Raw genomic sequence first — 24,094 nt, 5'->3', positions numbered from 1 at the left:
AAGCTTGTTCTCAGCTATGCTCTGACACTGTTTTCTTTAAAGGAATAACCATACTCCAAGTGTTCCCTTCAAAATCCCAAGGCTGAGTCCCGTTTCCGGTTGCCAGAAATAAATGGGTTGGCTTGCCATCATGGAACAACAAATTAGGACGCTCGATGTTCGCTTGAACCGTCCTCGTGCCATCATCCCACAGGACATCTCTTGTATACGCCTTAGGATCATTTGAAATATCCCAGTGCAAGCAATCGGTGCTTGTAGCATAGATGCCCGCTCCCCAATCGCCAGTGACACCGCCCGAATCGTTTTTAAAATCATCTTTAATTAAAATATGAAATTCCCCATCCTCCCACCACAGAAACGGATCTTCGACGTGGAAGTCTGGATTGCCAAACTGAAAAATCGGTTCCTCCTGCAAACGGGTATACGGACCTTCAGGGCGAGGAGCACGGACAACGCCTAATTGCAAGGTAGAGCCCGCATACTCTCTCGACTTATAAATCATATACGTCGTTCCATCCGGTAATATTGCTGCTGATGGATTGGTTGTAATCGTACAATCCCAATGCCCAGGCGCTCTTGGCTCTAACAAAGGGGCATCTGGACGCTCCCACGGTCCAAATATTGATTTCGAAGTGGCTAACCCAATTCTTTTTCGATTCCAAACCTCGACATCTCTTTCTTGACTTATTTTCTCTCCCACAGCTGGGATAGGCCCTCCATAAGTCGTTCCAAAATAGTAAAGATAGTACGTTCCGTTCCAATATTTCACCGACGGATTATGTTGATTCAAAGCGTCAAAATAACTACGCTCTCTTCGCTCAAATATAACTTCGGCAAACGTATATGGCCCCTCAGGCGTTTCGCTAACTGCTCTAACAATCTCGCAGTTGAACAGCCACTGCGCAGCGAAGCCATATTCCTTAGGCCACCTTGAAGCAAACATATGATATTTTCCATCCTCGCCTTGCACAACTGAGCCGCACCAAATATAATAGCCATCCATTTTAAATCCACCGTTCTTCGGTGCCGGCAATAGCTTTTCATATATGCGATTTCCCATGATCATTCTCCTCGTCGATTAATGAGTCGATTTCGAATATTGCAGGGTGAATCTATCCACGTTTACCCATTGGCACAGGATCAGGCTGTTTAACAAATTTCAGCGCCAGTGCGACGAAGAGGAGCTCTGCCGTCATGCCGATCGATTGTGCCCATGCCCCTATTGTCCCGTTCCATTCTGGAGCAAGCCCAATGCCGATTAGAAGTGTGATGAAGGTAAAGCTGAGATTGGCAATTTGAGAACCAAAGATCAGCTTCGTTTGCCCTCTCACAAACACGAGTCCATTCATGACATCGAGCCAAGGCATAACGAGCGCGAACAACACAAAGGCTTGCAGCACTCGTATGCTCTCAGCCTGCAGCCTTCCATGAACGCCGATCACATGCTCTAGTAAAAATACACCTGCGGGTGTATATGCTATCAATCCCATTAATATAGCAGGAATAAAACCTAGCATTAAAATAAACTTTCGGACAGCTAAAGGATCGACACGATAAAAGTTAATCACAATTTGATGAAAATAACTGAAAAAGCTGCTGAGAAGCATAACTAGACTAGCCGCAATCGCAAACGATGCAATGGCTAGCTGCGCATCCCATGTTTTCCCCAGCATCGCATTAATTGCCGGTCCGATCCATACGGATATAAACGAGGAAAACAGTAAGGGCCGATAAAAAGAAAATACATGATGCTTGTTTTCAACAGGGTGATTGTCCAGCTTTTCGGGCATTTTGCGCACCAGTAAACGTCCTTCTGAATAGCTGACAGCTGCTTCGATCATCATGCCGAATAAGAAAATAATTGCTCCAACAACCCCGCTGGTAACGCCTGTATGTATAAAATAAAGCGAAAGCGCATACATTCCTGCCAGTCTAATCGCCATGCCAATGGTTAACCATTTCGTCCGCAGATTGTAAATAATGACACCATGGTAGAGACAACGAATGCCAGAGAACAAGCTTACGAACATCAGTACCTTATACACACGAATAACATCATGGACATTGTCTTCACTTACCCCGAACACTCCCTTGAAAATAAGCGTTCCAACCGGGGTATAGCTGATTATAAAACCTAATAGCATAATGCTGGCAAACACAAGCTGTGCCACGGTAAGCGTCGATTTAAACGAGCGTTTGTCGCGAACGAGTGTGGAGCAGGTTTGCCGCAGCAGCACGGCTGGCCTCTCTGTAATAGCAAGCAAGCTCATCGCAATGGCATAGCTGGCAATGATGCTCTCAGGGTTAGCCGCTCGGCTTAAGGTACTGTTGATAATGACATGTGAAATCGTAACTAAGCTTGCCGAAATGCCTAACGGGAGAAAAAAAGACCAAAGCTTTTTCATGCTTACTGCTTGCTTCTGTGGCTCTGATAATGATAGGTTCATAGCTGCTTCTCCTTGCCATATCAAAAAAAGTGTAGGCGTCCTCCTCCCGGAAAATATACCGAGAAGCGGCCGCCGAACGTATTTGAACTTTCAAACGTCTCAAGAGCAGATTCCGTTATCGTCATCGAATCATGTTTGATTCATGTGAAACGCACTTTTTAAGTATAACTGGTATTTCTTCCCGATTCACCTTCTTTTTTGGTTGAAAGGATTCATTTGTTGTTTTCATATACGATAAATATATTTCTTTTATCCTTTTCCACAAGAGAAAAGCATGTTGCTGAGTGCAACATGCTTAAGCTTAATATCTTGAACAATCTATTCCTATGCTATAGCAGACGACCTCAAGTTATTTTCCTCAACATCCGAAACACATGCGCAATTGGTGCAGGTCCCTTCACGGCAACTTCAGGCAGCTGCACGGAAATCCCTTCGTTCTCATGTGTCCAGTTCAGCTTTCCTTCCATTCCGAGCAGCTCAATCGACTCCAGCAAGCCTTCATAAGGAATAAAGACCGTCTCTGATACTAGAGTATCATCTGATGGATAGTGGTTGGCACAATAAACATAATCTCCTTTTTGCGTAAAAGCTTGACTGCCTGTATAGTAAGGCGCGCAAATGCGAGTACCATAAATCGCTTCACCGTTCACCTTCAGCCAAGCGCCCAGTTCCTTCATGCGCTGGATAGCTCCTTCGGGAAGCCTGCCATCAGGCTGCGGAGCTACATTTAACGCGAGATTGCCGCCCTTAGCTACAACCTCAAGCAAAATCTTCACGATTTGGCGCGTCGGTTTATATTTATCTTCATATCGGAAAGAGAAGGACGTCCCCATCGTAATGCAGCTCTCCCAAGGGATATTCATCGCCTCAGTCGGAATGGTCTGCTCAGGGGTAACATAGTTTTCATACGGTCCGCCTACCGTGCGATCTGCCGAGAGCAGCCATGGCTGCTGCTCCCTTGCCTTCTCCACAATCTCGCCAAGGCGAATGTCCTGACCGCTCCGAAGCGGCTTTACCCAGCCGGCATCAAGCCATAGCACATCTATTCGGCCATACTGCGTCAGTAATTCCGTAATCTGTTCGTGGGTAAACGCGACAAACTTGTTCCACAGCTCTGGATGCTCCTGCGGGTCGTAAGTAGGCCCACGCCGCGTATTGGTAAGGCTGCGTTCCATATCCGGTGCCCAGTAATAAGGCGTATACCAATCTGCTTTCGAGAAATAGGCGGCGATAGACAACCCTTTCGCGCGGAATGCATCAAATACATGACGGCAAATATCGGCATATTTATGCGTATGAAACGGTGTCTGTTCATCAGTGATGCGATAATCCGTCGTTTTTGTGTCCCACATGCAATATCCGTCATGATGCTTCGTCGTAAAAATGAGGTATTTGAAACCTCCCTCCTCCGCTAGATCTGCCCATACGTCTGGCTGAAAGCGAATCGGGTTAAACGTCTTATTTAAATCAAAATATTGCTGCTTGAATGCTTCGCCATCCTTCTCCCAGTCAATGCCTTCACGCGACCAATCCTGATCCTCGTCGCTTAGCGCCCAAGACTCTACAACTCCTAGCTGGGAATAAGGTCCCCAGTGCATCATAAGTGCGAGCTTCTGATCCTTAAACCATTCCAATCGCTCAAGCGTAACTGGATTATCAGGCCGTATCCAATCACGCTCGCTGCTAAAATTATGCACACCTTCATGAAGCTCTTGCTCTTCTGTTTCTTCTAGCACGTTATCAGTGGATAGTTCGCTCATCGCTGCAAAGCCTCCTCCATTCGGTTATTAAGAATTGCCCAATGCATTTTGATAAATTTCAATGTATTTGCCAAGCTGCAAGCCGTCAAAGCCTTTTACATAAGCATCCCATTCCTTGCTGATGTCTTTGGAGCCCGTAATAAACTGTGCCATATTGGATTTTGTATAATCAATAATCGTTGTTTTGAGCTGAGCAGCGATTTCCGCATCATCTTGCGCAATGAATACGCCGTTTGGATACATTTCTTTGGAATGAAATGACTCATATTTTTTCGATTCCGTATTCAAACGTGTTCCATATCCACCATCTGCTAGCGGGTCCTGAATGGCCATCCAAGAGGAACGGTATGCATAGGTACGAAGTGAAGGGCCAATTTGCTCCCAGCCATCATTATGCGTTTGCTTGCTCTCCCGTTGAATATAAGCATACTTTGCCTGCTTGCCATCAATATCTAATTCGCCGTCCTCTGCCTTGCGCCAGCCTTGCCCTTCAGGGCCATTCTCTTGCAGCACAATCGCTTCCTCCGTGAACAAATAATCGGCTAGTCTGATCGCAGCGATCTGTTGATCTGCGGTCGCCTTATTCGTAATCGCAAATTGCGATTTGCTAATGCCCGCGAAGTTAAGCGTTTGCTGTACGCCACTTGGTCCTTTCAGCGGAGGCAGCGTCACATAATCCTTGTGCCTAGGCTGTGTTTCCGACATATTATAGCCATAGCTTATCAGCGCGGTTGTCACAGCTCCCATAATGTTATCCGGCTCGCGGTTCGCCAGCTGTTGAATCGCATCCGCATTTTGCGTGAAGGCTGCCGGGTCGATCAACCCTTCCTTGTACAGCTTGTTCAAGTATTCAAGCCCTTGCTTCCATTCATCCTTGTTAGCTACAAAGTCGACTTTGCTATCTTTAACTGATAAGAAGGTACCAGCATTTTTTTCGGTATAATCATCTACTATAAACGCATTCATCAAGAAAGCGGACACGTTGCCAGCCCACATTTCATCGGACCCTGTAAGCGGAAGCTCATCCTTCTTCCCGTTTCCGTTCGGATCTTGTTCCTTAAATGCCTTCATGACCTGATAGAACTCCTCCGTTGTTGTAGGCAGCTGGAGTCCAAGCTTATCAAGCCAAGCCTTGTTGATCCAAAGCTTCAAAGCATTATCGCAGTGGTAGCATTCATTGATTTGCGGCAGCGCATAGATGTTTCCATCTGGAGCTGTAATAGAAGACTTCATATATGGAATATCTGCTAGAGCTTTTTTTATATTAGGAGCGTACTTATCGATCAATTCATTCAAAGGAAGGAATACGCCTTGCTTCCCATACTTCATTTGCTCTTCTCTTGTCAGATTAGCTTGCAAAATGACTTCCGGATAATCACCGCTCGCGAGCATCAGCTGTTTGCGGTCCTCAAGCGCATTGCTTGGAACGAGATCCCATGCAATCTTAATGTTCGTTTTTTCTTCCAAAAACTTCGTGTACGTATTCGTCTCCATGTTCTCGATCGTAGGAAGCTGAGGAGCAAACATCTTAAGCGTCATCTGCTTATTCACAATGGGATACGTACCTACAGCTGTAAAAAGATCCTCTTGCACAGCATTTGTTTCTTTTTGCCCTGTTTCCTCTGTTTTGCCATTGCCGGATTTCCCCGTATCCTTACTGCAAGCAGCTAGAATAACAACACAGCTAAGTACGACACACATTAAGATTGCACTAGATTTTTTCCACCTTTTTCTCATAAAACCGACTCCTCCTTGTTATATCCTAGTCACTCCTAGCAGCATGCTGTAACGTTTGTAACTGAATGATTGCCTCGGCCCCAAAGGCAACCCATCCCCCCTCCAAAAGAAATCCTCCTACTCATCCCTTCAAGGAACCAATCATGACGCCTTTCACAAAATATTTCTGAACAAAAGGATAGATGATGAGTACGGGTCCGCTAGCAACAACAATCAATGAATATTTCAATAAATCCTTTAGTCCCTGCTGAGCAAGCATCTGATTCGCATTGGAAATCATCGACGCATCCACCGTATTTAGAATTAGAATATTACGCAATACGATTTGCAGGGGAAACAATTCCTGGGATCTCAGAAATATGAGTGCATCGAAATATGCATTCCAATGTCCTACTGCATACATCAGCATCATAACGGCCAAGATTGGTTTCGAGAGCGGGAGTACGATGCTGAAAATAAACCGAATGTCGCTGCAGCCATCGAGGTCCGCCGCCTCGGACAGCTCCTCAGGAATACTGGTCTGGAAGAAGGTTCGTGCTATGATGACCTGGAAAACGGCAAGAGCTCCCGGCAAAATCATAGCCCATCTTGTATCCAGCAGATGCAGTTGTTTGACGACCAAATAATACGGAATCAGCCCGCCCTCAAACATCATCGTGATAACAAGAAGAACCATGAAAAAATTTCTTCCATAAAACGTTTTCCTCGCTAACGGATAAGCAAGCATGACCGTCAGAATAACATTAATGATCGTTCCGACTACTGTATAGAACAATGAATTCATAAATCCAGTGCCGATCTGCGGATTGTTGAATACCGCCTTGTAGCCATCGAGCGTGAAATGGACCGGGAACAGCCATACCTTGCCGGAAACGACAGCCTGCGGCGAACTAAAGGAAGAGCTTAAAATATAGAGAAGCGGCAGAAGCACCACTAATAGAACCACAGTCAGAAAAGCATAAATGAATGCCATGAATAAACGATCTCCGTTTGATTCTCGAATGGTAACGGTTTTTTTCATAAAGTCTCCCTTCTGCCTCAATTACCACAGACTATTATTTGAAATTTTTCTAGCGATATAGTTGACGACAATCAGCAATGTTAAATTAATAACGGAGTTGAAAACTCCGATTGCTGCTGAGAAGCTGAAGCTCGAACCCAGCAAGCCCACTTTATACACATAAGTAGAAATGACTTCTGAGGTCGCTAGGTTAAGCGGATTTTGCATCAAATAAATTTTCTCAAAACCGAGCTTCATCAGATTGCCTAGATTAAGAATAAGAAGAATGACGGATACGGGAATCAAACTAGGGATATCGACATTAATAATTTTTTGAATTCTGGATGCCCCATCAACCCTTGCCGCTTCATACAGCTCAGGATTGACGCCAGCTAATGCCGCAATATAGATAATGGCCCCGTAACCGGTATGCTGCCATACATCCGACCAGACATAGATGGATTTGAATAATGAAGGAATACCCATAAAGTTTGTGTTTTCCACGCCAAGCATTTGGAACAATTTGCTGACAATCCCTACGTTTGGGGTCAAGTTGACAATTAAGATCGATACCATAATGACCGTTGATATAAAGTAAGGTGCGTAAGAAACCAGCTGTACACTTTTCTTGAATAGTCCATTGCGCACTTCATTAAGCGCAAGCGCAAGGATGATTGGGGCTGGAAAGCCGACTAACAAGCCATAGAAGCTAATCCCAAGCGTATTTTTCATATACAGCCAAAAATTTGGAGATTCGAAAAACTGCTTGAAATATTTTAGCCCGATCCACTYGCTTCCAAAGATGCCCTTAATGACGTTGTAATCTTTGAACGCGATCACGATGCCAGCCATGGGGACATATTTGAATATAATGAGATAAGCAATCGGCAATAAAATAACGAAATACAATTGCCAGTGGCGAGCCATTTTGCGTAGAGGCCCATACCTTCTTGCTGGGTGTGCAAAGGCCTGCGGAACAGAATGCCATTCATGATTAAGTTTGGACAAGGGCTAGCCTCCTTTAACATTCTCATTTTTGGTTGCGCTTTCATATGATCATTTTATAAGCTACCCTCACCATGCAACAAGATACATTAATTGCTTGCTTAACCTTTTTCGCATCGCTTCTCCATAAGAAACGGCAGCACCTTATACTATCGGTGCTGCCGTCCCTATAGCATCCATTTTTCGATAAAAGAACTAACATAATTCTTGCGCTTAACGATTTTCAACTCCGTGTATATTCAGCCATTTTGCTGCTTCAGCGTCTCTGAACGGTATTCGCCTGGCGAGCATCCAACCACTTTCTTGAACACTCTCGTAAACGAAATCGCACTTGTGTAGCCAACCTCTTCCGCAATATCCTGAACCGTCCTCCGTGTCTCTTTCAAAAGCCGCTTCGCTTCATTCAGCCGAATATCAATTAAGAAATCAATGAACTTCTGGCCTGTTGTTTCTTTAAACAGCTTGCTCACATATTTGGCATTCATATCATATTTCTCGCTTAAATATTCAAGCGACATATTCGGATTCACATATTCCTCTTCAATAACTCTCCGCATCTCCTGAATAATGCCGGCATGCTGACCGCTGTAACGCATATCTGCAAGCGTATGCTCAAGCTCTGTCATTTTACCGATGATCGCCTCGTGCATATTTTCCAGAGAATGGCAGTTATCCAATTTCCCCGTTAGAACCGGCAGTGCTTCGCTTTCCCATACAAGATTAAATTCTTTGCCGAGACCTGACAGCTCGCGTCCCAAACTATAAAGCAAGTAATTAATAACATTCATAATCTCGTCCTTAGTGAGCAAGCCTTGCTTCATCTGGCTGAACAAATCGTCTAATTCTGCTCTCCAGCTCGCTTCTGATTTGCGGAAGGCATAAACAGCAGATCTAATCATCCCAAGATAAGCGTATACTTCAACTTGGCCTTGACTCATCATATCCTCGCGTGTAATAAGACGATTTTCGCCAAGCACCATTTTGTAATTAAGTGCTTCCAAAGCCTGTTGAAACGACTTTGCGATTTCAGAATGCTGCAAGGCTGGATCACCGATTCCTATACTAATCGTGAACTTCATATTTTGTTCAATCCAAGCCCGAATGCTGTCACAAAGCTGAACTAACATTGCAGCAGGAGCATTCCCGCTCTCAAATAAAATAACACTGAGACGAGAAGAGGCTGTCCATTCTGCCCAGCACGCGTATCCGAAGCGTGACGATTGCTCATAAGTAATGCTTCGCAGAGCGAATTTCAACAAATTTTGATCGTTTCGCGAATAACTGCTGCAAAACTCTCCGTACTTATCCAGTTCCATGACAATAAGCGTATGGCGATCCGCAGGCGCGGGAAGCTGCAGCCGCTGCGCTTCGCGCTGCCATTCCCCAAGCGTCAGCTCCGCTCCAGCCTCAATAAGCTGATGGAATAGATTACGTGTCCGTAAATGAAGATCTTCCTTATATTGCTGCTGATATTGCCTTGCCTGCTCTGTTAAATTATCAAGTGCGGATTCGATAAAGACAAACTCGTTAATCCTGCCCGATCCGATATTTTTCCCACTTTCTGCCAGCGCTAATTTATATCCGCTAAAGCGTGACACAATCTGCTCTACCGGCTTTGCATTTCGCCTTGATATATAAATCATCCATACGAGACCTGCAATGATCATCAGGAGCCCGATTACAAACCATACGTTATAGAGCAACGATACCGTTTGAATAAACGTACCTTGCACAAAACCGCTTATATAAGACCAATTTGAATAACTCGATTTATAATTTGCATAAACGCGCATTGAATCTACAGGTTCTGCCGCATTGAGCAATTCATTGCCCGCTCCGTCTTTGATGCGAATGAAGCTGACTTCCGAATTGTAAAGCTCATCAACTAAACGCTCCAAAGAATCCGTTGCGACATTGACAACGATCATTCCTTTTTCACCCGTCATGAATGGAGCACCTCTCACGAGGCTGACAACATCCTTGCTCTCCAATAACGTAAATTGCTTAAATGTCCGCTTATCCGTCCATTTCTGAGAGATCGTATTGCGATATTGCTCAATAAAAGCTTTGTCTGGATAGGTGTTGATATGTCCGCCCGTCGCATTACTTAACACAACCTGATCATCATAGCGAACCAGATAGACAGAATCAATGAGTGGATAATAAGAAATCATATCGTTCATTTTCATGACGGCGCTAATGTTAATATAAGGGTCACCATTCTCGTTGCTGTTGAAAAAATCGATAAGTGACTTGTTGTTAATCGATTCCTTCATCACCATGTTATCTATCGCTCGCAAGGACGTGTCGATTAACCTCATCGCTTGCAAAGACAACATGCTGTTAGCATTAATAGCTTCTTTTCGACCCTGCTCACTAATTAATTGAAAAAACACAAAAAAAGTGAAGGTAACTACGATAATAAATATCGGCATATAGGAAAGAAGCAGCCGATTAAACCACGATTTGCTCATCATTAGCCCTCACCTTTTCTCTTATGATTAGCGCCGTTTTCTTGTTTATGAATAGCCGCTCTTTACCTGAAGTTTCAAAGTCATTCTCTGCAAAAGCACACTGTAATTATTTCCCGGGTGATGTAAACCAAAGAAACCCCGATACCGTTTCCGTATCGAGGCATGGCAGCCTCTTCAGGAGCAATGCCTTCTTCTCATGTGCAGGCCGTGCGAGTTTGGTTTTATTTATCTTAGGCGGTTGCGCTGGTAAGATCAATAAACCGTTTTCAACTTCCTGCATTATTTTCGCCAAAACAGCCGCTTGCCAACACGATTAACGCTGCTTTCTTTACAATCGGTTATAGGATTAAAAAGCACCATATCCAAAAGCACGCAGCCGGCTTTAGATATAGTGCACGCTTATTGTATTGTTCGTGCGACAAGAATTTCATCTATGCAATCGGGCAGGCAAGCCCGAGCGATCACTCCATTTAGTATGGTGGATTATACCCCATTTGCCAATGCTCTATTTTGACTAAATGCAACGTTTCAAAATAGTGCTCAAAACAAAATAACGCTTGGGATTCAACTCCCAAGCGTTACATTACTTTTTTTATAACTTTATTTTACCGAAATTTTTTCAAGTGGCTGTGCATTTCCATAAACCGGGCGATTGCGGTCTACCGGCTGTGCCCATTTCACGGCATTCGTAATGACGCGTTGAATGTCTTTGTTATGGTACGTCGGATAGGTTTCATGTCCCGGTCTAAAGTAAAATACTTTGCCGTTTCCACGTGTAAACGTACAGCCGCTGCGGAACACTTCTCCGCCTTCAAACCAGCTTGTAAAAATAAGCTCGTCTGGAGCAGGAATGTCAAAATGCTCGCCGTACATTTCTTCTTTTTCCAGCTCGATATACTCCCCAAGGCCTGCAGCAATCGGATGGCTTGGCGCTACAACCCAAAGGCGTTCCTTCTCATCCGCTTCACGCCATTTCAAGTCACAGCTTGTACCCATCAATACTTTAAAAATCTTGGAGAAATGACCGGAGTGAAGAACAATCAAGCCCATTCCATCCAGCACGCGCTGCTGTACTTTTTGAACGATTTCGTCCTTTACATCTCCATGCGCAAGATGTCCCCACCAAATGAGTACATCTGTATTGTTTAATACCTCATCCGTTAATCCATGCTCTGGCTCATCTAGTGTAGCCGTTCCCGCATCGTAGCCAGCTTCAGTTAAAAATCCTGCAATCGCACCGTGAATACCTTGAGGATAAATTCCAGCTACAACCGGATTTAATTGCTCATGACGATTTTCATTCCATACCGTTACCTTTGCCATTATATGAACACTCCTTATTCATTCAGTTAATCTCAGTATAAAAAATTCGCGCCGTTTACGTAATACTTAAACATGCTGATTTTATATTCAAAAGTGTCTTCCTTTTTCAAATGAGCTGAAAAGACAGCTAATAATGACGCGTTTATTGATTCAACATTTCCAAAAGTGGTATACTTCAAAATGGAGGTCATGCCCATGCCTATCATAAAAACCGCCATTGATACGCATTCCGAAGCGATCAATGAAGAAGTCATTTATCAAAATCCGCTATTGTTTCTTAAAATTTGGGAGATTTACTCCGAAGCTGACTATTTCAGCACGCTTGAGAAACATCCATGGCACTATCATAAAGAAGTAGAATTCCTCGCTATTATTGAAGGTCACTTAGGTGTGCAAAGCAAGCACGGCTATGCCGTCCTCGGACCAGGCGATGTTATGGTGCTAGGCGCCTCCCAGCCGCATCGCTCCCACAAACCACTTTCGGAAGTACAGCACTATGTTGTATTTCAGATAGATTTGGGCAAACATTTTGACCAGAGTACGATGCCTTATTTGAATTGCTTCTCCGAGCTGACAGAGCCGCTAGATAAGCTTAATTATATTTTTGACATGAACGAAACAGCCAAGCAAGAAACCCATGCCTTCATTTTGGAAATATTCAAAGAGTCGCAAACGAGGATGAGAGGCTACGAGATTGCTATCAGCTCAATTATAAAGCGATTGCTGCTTCTGCTGCTTAGAAGCGACAGCCGAAACCTGCTGAACGATACAGAGGAAATTGAACTAAATCGATTACGACCCGTTCTCGATTATGTGGACACCCATTTAAGCAGCAAGCTGTCCGTAGAGGATGCTAGTTCTTTGCTTAATTTGAGCTACCACTACTTCATTAAATATTTCAAAAAAACGATGGGCGTCTCTTTCGTTGAATACGTCAACTATAAACGAATTAAACGATCCGAGCTGCTGCTGCTGACGAGTGAGCTAAGCATCATGGATGTCAGCTACGAGGTCGGCATTACGAACATGGCCCAGTTCTATAAGCTCTTTAAACGGCAAAATCAGTGCTCACCACGAGAATACAAGCTGCGCATGCGCAGCGAATCCAGAGTTGCGATGGAAGGCATGAAGTAAGTTAAAATACAAAACGACCGCTCTCCCGTAAAAAACGAGAAGCGGTCGCTGCTTTTATATTATGCTTTTCTTTGAGAAAACGGTAGGTGACAGTTCCTCTCCTGCCAGCTTATTTCCCCGCGTGACATGTACCTCTTTATCGAGAATAACGTGATCAAGGCTAGAATCCTCATCAATCACACATTTCTGCATTACGATACTGTTTCGAACAACGGCCCCTTTCCCGATTCGAACTCCTCGGAATAAGATACTGTTTTCCACAGTTCCCTCAATGATACAACCGTTAGCCACCTGTGAATTTTTAACGATGGCACTACTCGCATATCTTGCAGGCGGTTCATCCTTGATTTTCGTGTAAATAACACCTGGCTCGTAAAATAAAGATTTCCATACCTCAGGATTCAACAGCTCTTTGCTGTGCTTAAAATAATTTTGAACGGAGTTGATGACGGCCAAATATCCTTTATATTCGTAGCCATACACTTTTAGCTCGTTCAGATTTCGAATAATGACATGCCGGACAAGGTCATAGTAGTTTTGATTCACGCTTTTTTTGACCAAATTAATAAGCAGCTCTTTCTTAATGATGATCATCCGCATATAGGCTTTGTTGCTTTCCTTGTTCTGGCGATTTTCTGTCATACGTACGACTCGCCCATCCCGAGCCAAGTCAAGCGTAATGAGGTTAGAGAAATCGTCACGATCAACGTCCATTTCCTTGTAGATGACGGTAATATCTGCATTTGTGCGCTTATGATTCTCTACAGCTTCCGTATAGTTGATATTGCAAATCATATGACTGCTTGAAACGATGACGTACTCCTCCGTGCTGCGGGCAAAATATTCGAGAGAACCGTAAAAATTTTGCAAATCGCCGTTAAAGCCGGGAACATTGCTATTGTTAGGGGGCAAAATAAACAATCCTCGGTATTTCCGATCCAAATCCCACTCTTTCCCCGAACCCAAATGGTCAATGATGGAACGATAATTGTTATGAGCGAGTACTGCCACATTGTTAATTCCGGAATTCACCATATTCGATAATACAAAATCAATCAATCGATATCTGCCGCCGAAAGGTACCGTCGCAGTCGCTCTTGAGTAGGTCAGTTCATGCAGGAGCGGCTGGTTAATGCTGAGATTGATGACGCCTAGAACATTATTCATCGCATTCACTCCTATATCAATTGAGAAGAAATGACCATGTTTTCACCGATTAGAGTAATTTCAGCCGCATCACCCGCACTGCCTACAATCGCGCCATCTTGAATGACAGTGCCTGAGCCGATGATCGCTTTATGAATCGTGACATTGTTCCCAATCTTTGCGTCCGGCATAATAACCGAGTCTTTGATGAGGCTGCCTTCCCCAACATGAACACCGTAAAAGAGTACGGAATGATCCACTTCCCCAAAAACCATACATCCTTCATTCACTAAGGAGCCTGTCACTTTGCCGGTAGATGCGATATGATGAGGAGGCTTGTTAGGGTTTTTAGCGTAAATTCGCCACTTCGCGTCATGAAGCGTAAACGGCGGATTTTCAAGAAGAAGGTCCATATGTGCTTCCCATAGACTTTCAACGGTGCCAACATCCTTCCAATAGCCGCTAAAACGATAGGCAAAAATAGAATGGCTGCTGTAGAGCATCGATGGAATAATGTCTTTGCCAAAGTCATTGCTTGATTCAGGGTCCTGCGCATCTGCAATTAATTTCTTTTTTAATACATCCCAAGTAAAAATATATATGCCCATGGAGGCGAGATTATTTTTGGGCAGCTTCGGCTTTTCCTCAAATTCAATAATTCGGTCTTCATGATCCACATCCATAATGCCGAATCGGCTTGCTTCATGTAATGGGACTTCAATTACGGCGATCGTAGCATCCGCTTTCCTTGCCTTGTGCTGCTCGAGCATGAGGGAGTAATCCATTTTGTATACGTGATCACCGGAAATAACTAAAACATATTCAGGATCATATTGTTCGAGATAATGAATATTTTGATAGATCGCATGCGCCGTCCCTTTATACCAGCTCCCGCCTCGTTGCTCCATAAATGGAGGAAGCACGGTAACCCCGCCATTTTTTCGATCCAAATCCCATGAGCTGCCTATTCCTATGTAAGCGTTCAGTACCATCGGTTGATACTGAGTCAGTACCCCAACCGTATGAATACCTGAGTTGCTGCAATTGCTTAACGTGAAATCGATGATCCGATATTTGCCGCCGAAAGGCACAGCTGGCTTTGCTAGCTTAGACGTGAGATGGCTTAATCTTTTTCCTTCACCGCCTGCAAGCAGCATCGCTACACATTCTTTTTTTTGCATTCGGCTCACTCCCCATCGTAAAAAAATTAGATACTCCAAAATGTTGTTTGAATTTTCTGATAATTATAAACACACCTCCTCCTTACTATATGTATTCAAAAATTTATTTAAAATGTAAGCGTATACAATGTTGTAAAAATTATATTACCTCCTCGTTAGAAGGAAGTCAACAGCAGTTAATTATTATTTTAAATGACTTATTTTTGCAATTTTCGCAGTGTTTAAGTGCGTAAAATATGCTCCTGTTAATGTTGTCAGATTCACTCACAAAGCCACCTATATTAGCGAAAATAGCTCATCTTTTATCACGAATTTAGTAATGATTTGTCTATATCCCCAAAAAAACAGCTCGTTCCTTAGTTAAGGACGCGCTGTTTTTTGGGTAGGCATAGCTTTTGAATAAAAAAGATCAAGGATTAAAAAGGCCTTCAGGCAGCTTGGCCTCCCAGCTTCTTGCATTGAGCCCTAGTGCGTGGAGAACAACTGCCGCCGTATCTGTAATCATTAGCTCACCTTGAAGCGTGGCATTATGTTTAATTCCAGGGCCAGTGCAGCCCCAGAAGATCGTTTTGTCCAGTGGGTGATCGCTGCCATGCTGATAAGCCTGCTCTCCGCCGCCCCCATGATCGGAAACGACAATAATCAAGCTGTCTTTCAGAAGTCCCGTCTCTTCAATGGCTTGTAATATGATTCCTGTACTTTCATCCGTCTCTTCTATGGCAAGCAGCTGTTCAGGTGTATTGAATCCATGCTGGTGCCCCGCTCCATCGGGCAAGTCTAAGCCGATAAACATCAGCAACACATCGGGATTCCCCTTAATATATTCAGCAGCCGCAAGCGAAAGCTCACGGTCATTCATCGATACTTTATGCACACCAATCGTCGATTCGATAATGCCATCGTTAATTGGATTCCAGACGCTGAACGCCGCCATTTTGGCATCTGGCATGTTATCCCGAACGATCCGAAAAATGGAAGGATATTGCGATTGCTCGGGAAACGTATGTTCACTGGCGATATCATTCGTAAGACCATGTTTTTCAGGACCTACTCCGTGAAGAAGCGATCCCCAGCATTGCGCACTAATCGTTGGTGAGACCGTTTGAGCGTCAAATGTGAACGTACCTGTACGAATTAATCGATCCAAATTAGGTGTATGCGCATCTTTCACAAAATTCCCTGCTCCATCCCAACCTATAATGAACACCCGTGCTATTTTCTCCATTCATCATTTCTCCTCTTCTATATGAAATAAGTGCTACCCCAATCCGACTCATGATTTCCATGTTTATCATACTCACCTACCTTTACAAAGTCAACATAAAAACAACTAATAACAACTAAAAACACATTTTTAGTTTTTGCTTTATTATTTTTTGAATATTTTGTTGTTTTCTATTATAAGGACTTTGCTTCGGTTCACTTAAAAGCTGTTATACATATAATGGTGGATGCCAAGGAAATGGATGAAATAAAAGGAGGCTAATGATCAACATGACCGAAGAACAAAAGACGCCATTTGACTATAAGACGTATTGGGACAACAATTACTCCCAAGGCGGCACATCAGGCAGCGGCTCTTACGGTGTGCTGGCGGACTTTAAAGCGGAGGTAATTAATTCTTTTATAAGCGAACACGGGATTCAAAAGGTAATCGAATTCGGATGCGGGGATGGAAACCAAATATCATTAATGAGCTATGAACAGTATTTAGGTTTGGACGTAGCCAATTCCTCCATCGATATATGCGCGCAAAGATTTGCCGGTGATCGCTCCAAAAGCTTTCTCGCCTACAACCCTCGACACTTCGTTAACCATGGTTATCTAACATGCGAGCTCGTCGTTTGTTTAGACGTTCTTTACCATATTACGGATGACCATGATTTCAACAAAACGTTGAACGACATTTTCTCATGCGAGGCGGAGTATGTCATTTTATATACGCGAATTACTAGCGCCGACGAGCCAAACGTCGTGCCGACGATTCGAGATCGGGATATTTTAAATCATTTGAAAGCCTATAGCAACTACAAAGTTGAGCGTATTATCGAACAAAAACATAAGCATCTATCATCTGCGAGCTTCATCATATTGCAAAGAGAAAAGTGATTGATGATGACCATAAATACAAAAAGGAGTGCCCTACAAGTCATTACTTCTGACCTGTAGGACACTCCTTTTATTTATCTTTGTGCATAATGCGGTTCTCAGTCATCCCAGCATTCCACGTCTTCCAAACCTTTGACGCTGCTCTTCACAAATTGCGGATCACGCCCTGCCTTCTTCTGCTGCATATAGTTCCGCAGCACATCAAAGGCGATTCGTGATAAAAGAGTAATGGCGATGAGATTGACCACCACCATCAGTCCCATGAACAAATCTGCTAAATCCCAGACAAGCTGCACTTTGGCAACCGACCCGAAAATGACCATCGCCAGCACACAAATACGGTATAGCCATAACCAGACTTTACTAGTGTTGAGAAACTCAATATTCGTTTCCCCATAATAATAATTGCCCATCAATGTGCTGAACGCGAACAGAAAAACCATGATGGCTAGGAATCCCGATGCCCATGAACCCATATGTACGCTCAGAGCTGCTTGCGTGAGTTCAATTCCGCCTAGTCCCTGCTGTTCATATACGCCTGACAGCAAAATAATAAATGCTGTACTCGTACAAATGACTAAGGTGTCAAACAGAACACCAAGCGCTTGGATCAAGCCTTGCTTCGCCGGATGGCTGGTCGTTGCGGTAGCTGCAGCATTGGGTGCACTGCCCATCCCTGCTTCGTTAGAAAATAAACCGCGTTTTACGCCATGCATAAGCGCTGCGCCAAGTGAGCCGCCGGCTACTTGTTCTATTCCGAACGCATTTTTTACAATTAAAGCAAGCACTGCCGGCATATCTGTAATATTTATCACAACAATCGTAAGAGCTACCCCAATATACAAAACCGCCAGCACAACCACAATATATTCGGATAGCTTGGCGATCCGCTTAACACCGCCAATAATGATAACAGCAAATATCGCTGTCATAATCAATCCCACTGCCAGTCGATTGGTGCCAAAAGAGTTCTCAAAAGCAATCGTAATCGTGTTCGACTGCACAGCATTAAATACGAGCCCGAAGGACAACGTAATTAAGATCGCAAATAAGGCGCCCATCCACCGCTTCTTTAAACCCGCTTGCATATAATAAGCTGGGCCTCCGCGGAAGCTCTCTCCGTCCTTAATCTTGTAAACCTGAGCAAGCGTACTTTCTACGAAGCTTGAGGCTGAACCAATAATCGCGATGATCCACATCCAGAACACAGCCCCTGGTCCACCTAACGCGATCGCGATAGCGATTCCGGTAATATTCCCTGTTCCTACACGAGCTGCCATACTAATGCAAAACGCCTGAAATGGTGAAATGCTGCCGCGCGGACCGCTTGTGGACTCAAACAGCAGACGGAACATTTCCTTTAACATACGCAATTGCAGTACATTTGACCGCAGGGTGAAGTAAAGGCCAATTGCAATAAGCATAACAATCAACAGCTTCGACCATAAAAAATCATTCACAATACCAATTAAATCTTGAATCATTTGCTCCATTTGTTTCCCTCTCGATGTCGTTCTAAGAATCCATTCATAGTTATACTTCCCAAGGCAAGGAATTAATAACAATATAATTTCATCTATTGATGTGATTGCTCGAATACTCATTTGTGTAGGAATATGTAATCTTTTGCTACCATCAATCTAATATTCGGAAGAAACTATGATAGCACAAACGTTATGTTTTTCAAAATACACATATTGGTTTCTGCTCATCCTGTTGTTTATTTTCGATAAGAACAACTGTATAATTATTTTCTTTAAACTTTATATGTACAAATTCAAGGAGGCAAATCATGAGTGAAATTGCTAAAACGCCACAACCGCCTTATTATGCTGTCATATTTACATCAGAACGAACAGCAATTGAGAACCAATACAAGGAAATGGCGGATGAAATGGTGAAGCTTGCTTCCGTTCAACCGGGGTATCTTGGTGTAGAAAGTGCGAGAGAAGGACTAGGCATTACCGTGTCTTATTGGGAATCCCTTGAAGCGATACAAAAATGGAAACAAAATGAACGGCATTTGGTCGCACAACAACAAGGAATAGCGGAATGGTATAGCAGTTACAAAACAAGAGTTTGCAAGGTCGAACGGGATTATGGTTTCGAAAAAAACTAAACAAATAAGCATGGCGCCGCATCATAAAATACATCGTACGACTACGCAAAAAAGCTGACTTCGGGCTATCCCAAAATCAGCTTTTTCGGCAATCGACTACGTAGAACTCGGGGGTGATGATGTTCCCGAAGAATGATGAAGATATGCGATTGCTTCCGTTCGGCTCGAAACCTTCAGTTTTTTATAAATCGCACTCAAATAATTTTTTACTGTACCCGTCGTTAAAAACAATTCAGAAGCGATAGCTTGATTCGACTTCCCTTGTTTCAATTGCATTACAATATTTCGTTCCTGTGCGGACAAACCATTCAGCATGTCATCAGTCTGCTCGATTGAATAAGGCTCGGAAATTTGTTTGGGTGATCCTTGTTCATGCTGTTCTGGAAAGTTAAGAGCCTGTACAAGACGTTTCTGAATACGACTGGGATAATTGATTCTCCCCTCTAAACAATCCTGAATCGTAGAGAGAAGCTTCTTAGTCTCAACCCCTTTAACTAAAAAGCCGTTAGCTCCATGCCGTATCGCTTCCCATATGTATTCTTCATCCTCGAATGTTGTAAGAACGAGCACTTTGGTATCCGGAAATTCCGTTTTGATTCGTTTTGTAGCTTCCAAACCATCTAACTTCGGCATATGGATGTCCATCAAAACCAGCTCAGGACGGTGCAATCGTACTTGCGCTATCGTTGCCAACCCATCACCCGTTGTAGCTGCAACTAAATATTCTTCCTCCATACTTAAAATAGCTGCCAAACCATCGCGAATTAAGGGCTGATCGTCTGCTATCACAATCGTTCTTTTAGACAATTTGCTCCCTCCGCTCTATCGTTTTCGTCTGAATAGGTATGCTTATGTCTAGTGCTACACCATCGGCAGCACGCTCGTTCAAAATCGTTAGTTCTCCGCCAATTTCCTTCACTCGCTCATTCATCGCTTTCAAACCAAAACCATGAACAAATTGCGATGGAACTTTTCCGTTATTGGATAAAATAAACCGGATCTGCCCATCACGATGAGTTAGCGAAAACTCAAAATGGGTACTGCAACCATGCCGAATACCATTAGTAAGGCCTTCTTGCAATGCCCGATAAATCGTTATTTCGACTATTGGCAGCAGTTCAGGCAATGCGGCATCAATCTCGCATGTAATTTCCACCTGAGTTTGTCTCTTCGTTTCATCGATCAGCTTAATAAGCTCAGGTATAAAAGGTTGATCTAGAACATTTTCATGCAGCAGCTGTACTGAGCTTCGCACATCATCCAAACCATTATGAATATATTCTTTCGTTCTATTGATCATATCTTTTGCAATCGCATAATTGTTTTTCTCAATCGCATGTACTGCTGTTTGCAGGCCGGCTAACGCTGATGTCAACGTGTGTCCAACGGAATCATGAATTTCACGGGATATTCTAGTCCGCTCTTGTAATTGTGTTTTCTTTGCTAACTCAATGGATGCGATTCGCAGCTGTTCATTGTCTTTGGCCAGCTGATTCTTTTGCTGAAAAGCAATTTTTGCAAGGAGGCTTATCCCAAAAATTGCAAAGTAGTCGATGATTCGAGGCAACATATAAGCTATTTCTTTAAAGGGCGGGAATTGGCGATAAACCAAAAGTCCTAGTACAAAACTAGCATAGCTCAACGTAGTAAAGATAATGGACAGTTTTCTGCTGTGATAAAAGCTAAATTCTCCAACGAGAATTAAAATATAAATTTGTGCAAAAAAGCTGTCCGACCCTATTGATATAACAGATGCCAAGATTAATTGAATAGATAAGCTCAATATGCCTATCCATCCTTCTAGGTTAATCTTTAGGATGTAATTTCGAATGAAGACGATTGCTATATACGTACATACCAGCAATAAAAGCAAAGCAGATAGCTTGCTCGTATGAAACAATAAGCAAATCGTCGCTCCTATTACAATGATGAACAAGATGTGAGTCATTTTGTTATTTAATTGTACATCCATAGTAATGCCCCCGAGTGGGATGATAGATTTACCATTTATTTTATCATAAACATGACTTAAGTCATATGTTCGAGGTAAAAGCAGTCGAAAAATGACGAAAAAGCGATTTTCTAATGATCTTCTTCATCTAGAATAAGCCTTTCGTATTATCTATAATGAGAAAAGTTGGATAAACAATTAGGATTAGCAATGTTTTTTTCTGCAGGTGAGAGTAAAAAAGTTCAAGGGAGACTTGTAGAAATGCTTGTGATAGTATGGAACGCAATCGGTTGTTTGCTTCTCATTTTAAGTGTGTTTTTCTCAATCCGCTTAATACTAGAAGGTAAGTATAAACAGTGAAACTCTCCTATGAAATTAAGAAACCGTCACATGAAGCGATATTTAATAATAATTACGATATAGAAAATGAAGATGTTAACGATTTTCTAATTCGAAGATTAGATTTTGTTATGCAAAGTTTTGCAACTCGTTATCGCCTTACACAGCGCGAATCAGAAATTCTCATCCTTTCCGTTGTATATGGTTTTACTAATCGCGAGATCTCCGAAAAATGCGTGATCAGTGAAAAGACGGTCAAAAATCATCTATCAAATCTAATGAACAAAATTGGCGCTCGATCCATGCGTAAACTATTTTCACTGCTGCTCTTCCATGCCTTATCCTCTTAAAAGCAATCCTCCTGCCATACGGCAGCCATTTAACCAATCCACAACCAATAGCGAAAATGTAGATGCCCTAACAACATGAAAAACCTACCATAAAGGTAGGTTTCATGTTACTGGAACAAATGTAAAATAGCCTGTGGATTTTGATTAGCCTGAGCGAGCATAGCTTGTGCCGTTTGATTCAGAATACGCGATTTGGTTAAATCCATCATTTCTTTTGCCATATCAGCATCACGTATTCGTGATTCTGCTGCGGTTAAATTTTCGGCATAATTTCCTAAGTTGTTCGCTGTGTGTTCTAATCGATTTTGCAATGCTCCATAAATCGTTCTATAGTTTGTAACTCTTGTTATGGCATGATCTGCTTGAGCTAGCGATTCACTAGGTATGGCCGGCGGTAAAATAGACATATTGGCAATACCCAATCCTTCCAGCTTCACACTGAAAAGGGGAATAATTATCGATTGATTTTCGTTTGCCCCGATTTGAATATCAAGTCGAGGCGGAATATAGTCAACATCCTTTATGTCCGTAGTAACCGTTTCAATAATTGAATCAATTTGACTTGTCGTTTTATTCGTTACGAGGTAAACATCTTTCTTAAAATTAAAATGATTTAGCACAATGCCAAATTCTAAAACAGCGCCATCATCAAGATCCGTCGTTCCCCATGTCGGAGTGATGAAATTGGGACCTAAGTTATCCGATTGCAAAATATCGCTTCCCGTTGTTAATGTATTAGGCTTAACGTAGCTTCCGCCATTCAGGAATGAAAAATCGTAATTCACAAGATCATTTGATAGTTCAAACACAGTCCCTGAACTCGGTATTTCCGTTTGATTAGCAGTAACGCCTGTGGGAACTCCGCTGGAGGACGAAATATTATATGATCCGTCGTATTCCGGCTTAAAACCAGCACTAAATTTGATTTGTTTATCATCTACACCGGAATTATTTTTAATTTTAAACTCTGCTTTAAAAGCCGACCCGTCCGTCGACATAATCTTTTCGATTTCAATACCATCTTTTTCATAAACAGCTGTAATCGCGCTCGAAGTTATAGTCGAACTCGTTAAAGTAAAGTTATCAAGGGTATGTGAGATACCGTCTATTTCCACAGTTATGAAACGATCTTCAAATCCACCAAAATCAGGGTACTGTCCAGCTGTCGTTCCACTTGGAATAAGCTCAGTCTGAAAAAACACATTGTTAATGGAAAGATGCTTAATATCAAGCTCTTTATATCTAGGATCGCTGACTAGTTCTCTTCCATAATAATAGGTACCTGTAGTTGTTGTCTCTGTATGGATATGTTCATTTTTTTCATAATTGTTATACCCCTCACGTCCATCAGGTGAAGTAATAGGCGTGACTGAAGCGTTAAAATTATTAACGTTACCGATTGTTGTATTCGTATTCGAAGATTGAGCGGTTACGGGAACTTCAGTCATACCAATTGGAAAAAAGGATGTTGTCCTTTCATTAATTATAGTCGTTGGAGGAAACGGTCCAGATGTATTTACTTTAATCGTATGACTTGAACGGTCGGCTAATATTTGATAGTCATCTCGTCCCAAAAGATTAATTGTATTGAATTCCGTTTGGGTAGCAATTTTATTTATTTCTTCTTTAAGCTGTTGAATTTCTTGGTCAATTTTCTGCTTGTCTTCAAACGTATTCGTATCATTCATACCTTGAATAATCAATTCTCTTTGTCGTTGAATAATATCCGTTATTTCCTGGTATCCGCTTTCAGCAGTCTGAATAAGTGATATCCCATTTTGTACGTTTTTATGTGCTTGATCTAACCCTCTGATTTGAGCTCTCATCTTCTCTGAAATGGCTAGTCCTGCTGCATCATCAGCTGCTCGATTAATGCGTAGACCCGAAGACAGCTTTTCCGATGCTTTAGACGTTTGGATATTATTTTTCTTTAAACTATTATGAGCGTTAATAGCAGATGGGTTATTATTAATTATCATTATGGCTTCTCCAGTTCGTTTATCAAGCGAAAGTTTAATT

20 protein-coding genes are annotated in these 24,094 nt (G+C 42.6%); 5 read left to right on the top strand and 15 right to left on the bottom strand.

The annotated features are described in order from the left end of the window. Nucleotides 1-10: 10 nt before the first annotated feature. The 8 genes from AC1DM9_RS22440 to AC1DM9_RS22405 form a co-directional block, all read right to left on the bottom strand. Nucleotides 11-1,060, bottom strand: a complete 1,050-nt coding sequence (locus tag AC1DM9_RS22440; protein WP_477582301.1) for a glycoside hydrolase family protein — start codon at nucleotides 1,058-1,060, stop codon at nucleotides 11-13. Nucleotides 1,061-1,112: 52 nt separating this feature from the next. Further along, entirely contained in the window at nucleotides 1,113-2,447 is a 1,335-nt protein-coding gene (locus AC1DM9_RS22435; protein ID WP_477582299.1) for a multi antimicrobial extrusion protein MatE, read from the bottom strand. A 344-nt stretch (nucleotides 2,448-2,791) separates the two neighbouring features. Further along, nucleotides 2,792-4,207 carry an alpha-L-fucosidase gene (locus tag AC1DM9_RS22430; protein WP_477582297.1) on the bottom strand — a complete coding sequence of 472 codons (1,416 nt, stop codon included), beginning with the start codon at nucleotides 4,205-4,207 and terminating at the stop codon, nucleotides 2,792-2,794. A 27-nt stretch (nucleotides 4,208-4,234) separates the two neighbouring features. Then, complete coding sequence (locus tag AC1DM9_RS22425) at nucleotides 4,235-5,944, bottom strand: ABC transporter substrate-binding protein (RefSeq protein WP_477582295.1); 1,710 nt, start codon at nucleotides 5,942-5,944, stop codon at nucleotides 4,235-4,237. Nucleotides 5,945-6,065: 121 nt separating this feature from the next. After that, nucleotides 6,066-6,965 (bottom strand): carbohydrate ABC transporter permease, encoded by a 900-nt coding sequence (locus tag AC1DM9_RS22420; protein ID WP_441879500.1) that lies wholly within the window; start codon nucleotides 6,963-6,965, stop codon nucleotides 6,066-6,068. A gap of 21 nt (nucleotides 6,966-6,986) precedes the next feature. Further along, complete coding sequence (locus AC1DM9_RS22415; RefSeq protein ID WP_477582332.1) at nucleotides 6,987-7,871, bottom strand: ABC transporter permease; 885 nt, start codon at nucleotides 7,869-7,871, stop codon at nucleotides 6,987-6,989. Nucleotides 7,872-8,188: 317 nt separating this feature from the next. Next, nucleotides 8,189-10,426, bottom strand: coding sequence for a helix-turn-helix domain-containing protein (locus AC1DM9_RS22410; RefSeq protein WP_477551564.1), 2,238 nt, complete (start codon nucleotides 10,424-10,426; stop codon nucleotides 8,189-8,191). Nucleotides 10,427-11,023: 597 nt separating this feature from the next. Then, nucleotides 11,024-11,746 (bottom strand): ThuA domain-containing protein, encoded by a 723-nt coding sequence (locus AC1DM9_RS22405; RefSeq protein WP_477509165.1) that lies wholly within the window; start codon nucleotides 11,744-11,746, stop codon nucleotides 11,024-11,026. Between the two features lie 195 nt (nucleotides 11,747-11,941). Between AC1DM9_RS22405 and AC1DM9_RS22400 the strand changes: the two genes are divergently transcribed. Next, nucleotides 11,942-12,880, top strand: coding sequence for an AraC family transcriptional regulator (locus AC1DM9_RS22400; protein ID WP_477582293.1), 939 nt, complete (start codon nucleotides 11,942-11,944; stop codon nucleotides 12,878-12,880). A gap of 54 nt (nucleotides 12,881-12,934) precedes the next feature. Here AC1DM9_RS22400 and glgD read toward each other — a convergent pair whose 3' ends face one another. From glgD to AC1DM9_RS22385, 3 genes are all read right to left on the bottom strand, one after another. Next, complete coding sequence (gene glgD, locus AC1DM9_RS22395; RefSeq protein WP_477582291.1) at nucleotides 12,935-14,047, bottom strand: glucose-1-phosphate adenylyltransferase subunit GlgD; 1,113 nt, start codon at nucleotides 14,045-14,047, stop codon at nucleotides 12,935-12,937. An 11-nt stretch (nucleotides 14,048-14,058) separates the two neighbouring features. Then, nucleotides 14,059-15,207 (bottom strand): glucose-1-phosphate adenylyltransferase, encoded by a 1,149-nt coding sequence (locus AC1DM9_RS22390; protein ID WP_477509167.1) that lies wholly within the window; start codon nucleotides 15,205-15,207, stop codon nucleotides 14,059-14,061. A 409-nt stretch (nucleotides 15,208-15,616) separates the two neighbouring features. Then, the gene (locus AC1DM9_RS22385; RefSeq protein WP_477509168.1) at nucleotides 15,617-16,432 is read right to left on the bottom strand and encodes an alkaline phosphatase family protein; all 816 of its coding nucleotides are present in this window, start codon (nucleotides 16,430-16,432) and stop codon (nucleotides 15,617-15,619) included. Nucleotides 16,433-16,701: 269 nt separating this feature from the next. On the opposite strand from AC1DM9_RS22385, the gene AC1DM9_RS22380 reads away from it, so the two are divergent. After that, nucleotides 16,702-17,316, top strand: a complete 615-nt coding sequence (locus AC1DM9_RS22380) for a methyltransferase domain-containing protein (RefSeq protein WP_441879514.1) — start codon at nucleotides 16,702-16,704, stop codon at nucleotides 17,314-17,316. 98 nt (nucleotides 17,317-17,414) lie between these two features. On the opposite strand, the gene AC1DM9_RS22375 is transcribed toward AC1DM9_RS22380, so the two are convergent. Then, nucleotides 17,415-18,809: an alanine/glycine:cation symporter family protein gene (locus tag AC1DM9_RS22375; protein ID WP_477509170.1), complete on the bottom strand. Its 1,395-nt coding sequence runs from the start codon at nucleotides 18,807-18,809 to the stop codon at nucleotides 17,415-17,417. 299 nt (nucleotides 18,810-19,108) lie between these two features. Between AC1DM9_RS22375 and AC1DM9_RS22370 the strand changes: the two genes are divergently transcribed. Beyond that, nucleotides 19,109-19,435 (top strand): antibiotic biosynthesis monooxygenase family protein, encoded by a 327-nt coding sequence (locus AC1DM9_RS22370; protein ID WP_339208191.1) that lies wholly within the window; start codon nucleotides 19,109-19,111, stop codon nucleotides 19,433-19,435. Between the two features lie 96 nt (nucleotides 19,436-19,531). Here AC1DM9_RS22370 and AC1DM9_RS22365 read toward each other — a convergent pair whose 3' ends face one another. Both AC1DM9_RS22365 and AC1DM9_RS22360 read right to left on the bottom strand, forming a co-directional pair. Further along, nucleotides 19,532-20,242 (bottom strand): response regulator transcription factor, encoded by a 711-nt coding sequence (locus tag AC1DM9_RS22365; RefSeq protein WP_477509171.1) that lies wholly within the window; start codon nucleotides 20,240-20,242, stop codon nucleotides 19,532-19,534. After that, the gene (locus tag AC1DM9_RS22360) at nucleotides 20,235-21,407 is read right to left on the bottom strand and encodes a sensor histidine kinase (protein WP_477509172.1); all 1,173 of its coding nucleotides are present in this window, start codon (nucleotides 21,405-21,407) and stop codon (nucleotides 20,235-20,237) included. Before AC1DM9_RS22360 ends, AC1DM9_RS22365 begins: the two co-directional genes overlap by 8 nt. A gap of 165 nt (nucleotides 21,408-21,572) precedes the next feature. On the opposite strand from AC1DM9_RS22360, the gene AC1DM9_RS22355 reads away from it, so the two are divergent. Beyond that, entirely contained in the window at nucleotides 21,573-21,746 is a 174-nt protein-coding gene (locus tag AC1DM9_RS22355) for a hypothetical protein (RefSeq protein ID WP_477582286.1), read from the top strand. Between the two features lie 110 nt (nucleotides 21,747-21,856). Beyond that, a complete protein-coding gene (locus AC1DM9_RS22350) occupies nucleotides 21,857-22,075 on the top strand; it encodes a response regulator transcription factor (protein WP_441879524.1) in 219 nt (72 codons plus the stop codon). 107 nt (nucleotides 22,076-22,182) lie between these two features. On the opposite strand, the gene AC1DM9_RS22345 is transcribed toward AC1DM9_RS22350, so the two are convergent. Next, nucleotides 22,183-24,054 (bottom strand): flagellin N-terminal helical domain-containing protein, encoded by a 1,872-nt coding sequence (locus tag AC1DM9_RS22345; RefSeq protein WP_477582284.1) that lies wholly within the window; start codon nucleotides 24,052-24,054, stop codon nucleotides 22,183-22,185. Between the last annotated feature and the right edge of the window lie 40 nt (nucleotides 24,055-24,094).

It is taken from the genome of Paenibacillus sp. 01T431 (assembly GCF_056398625.1).
The sequence above is the reverse complement of the archived record's forward strand: the minus strand, read 5'-3'. Positions and strand labels throughout refer to the sequence as shown.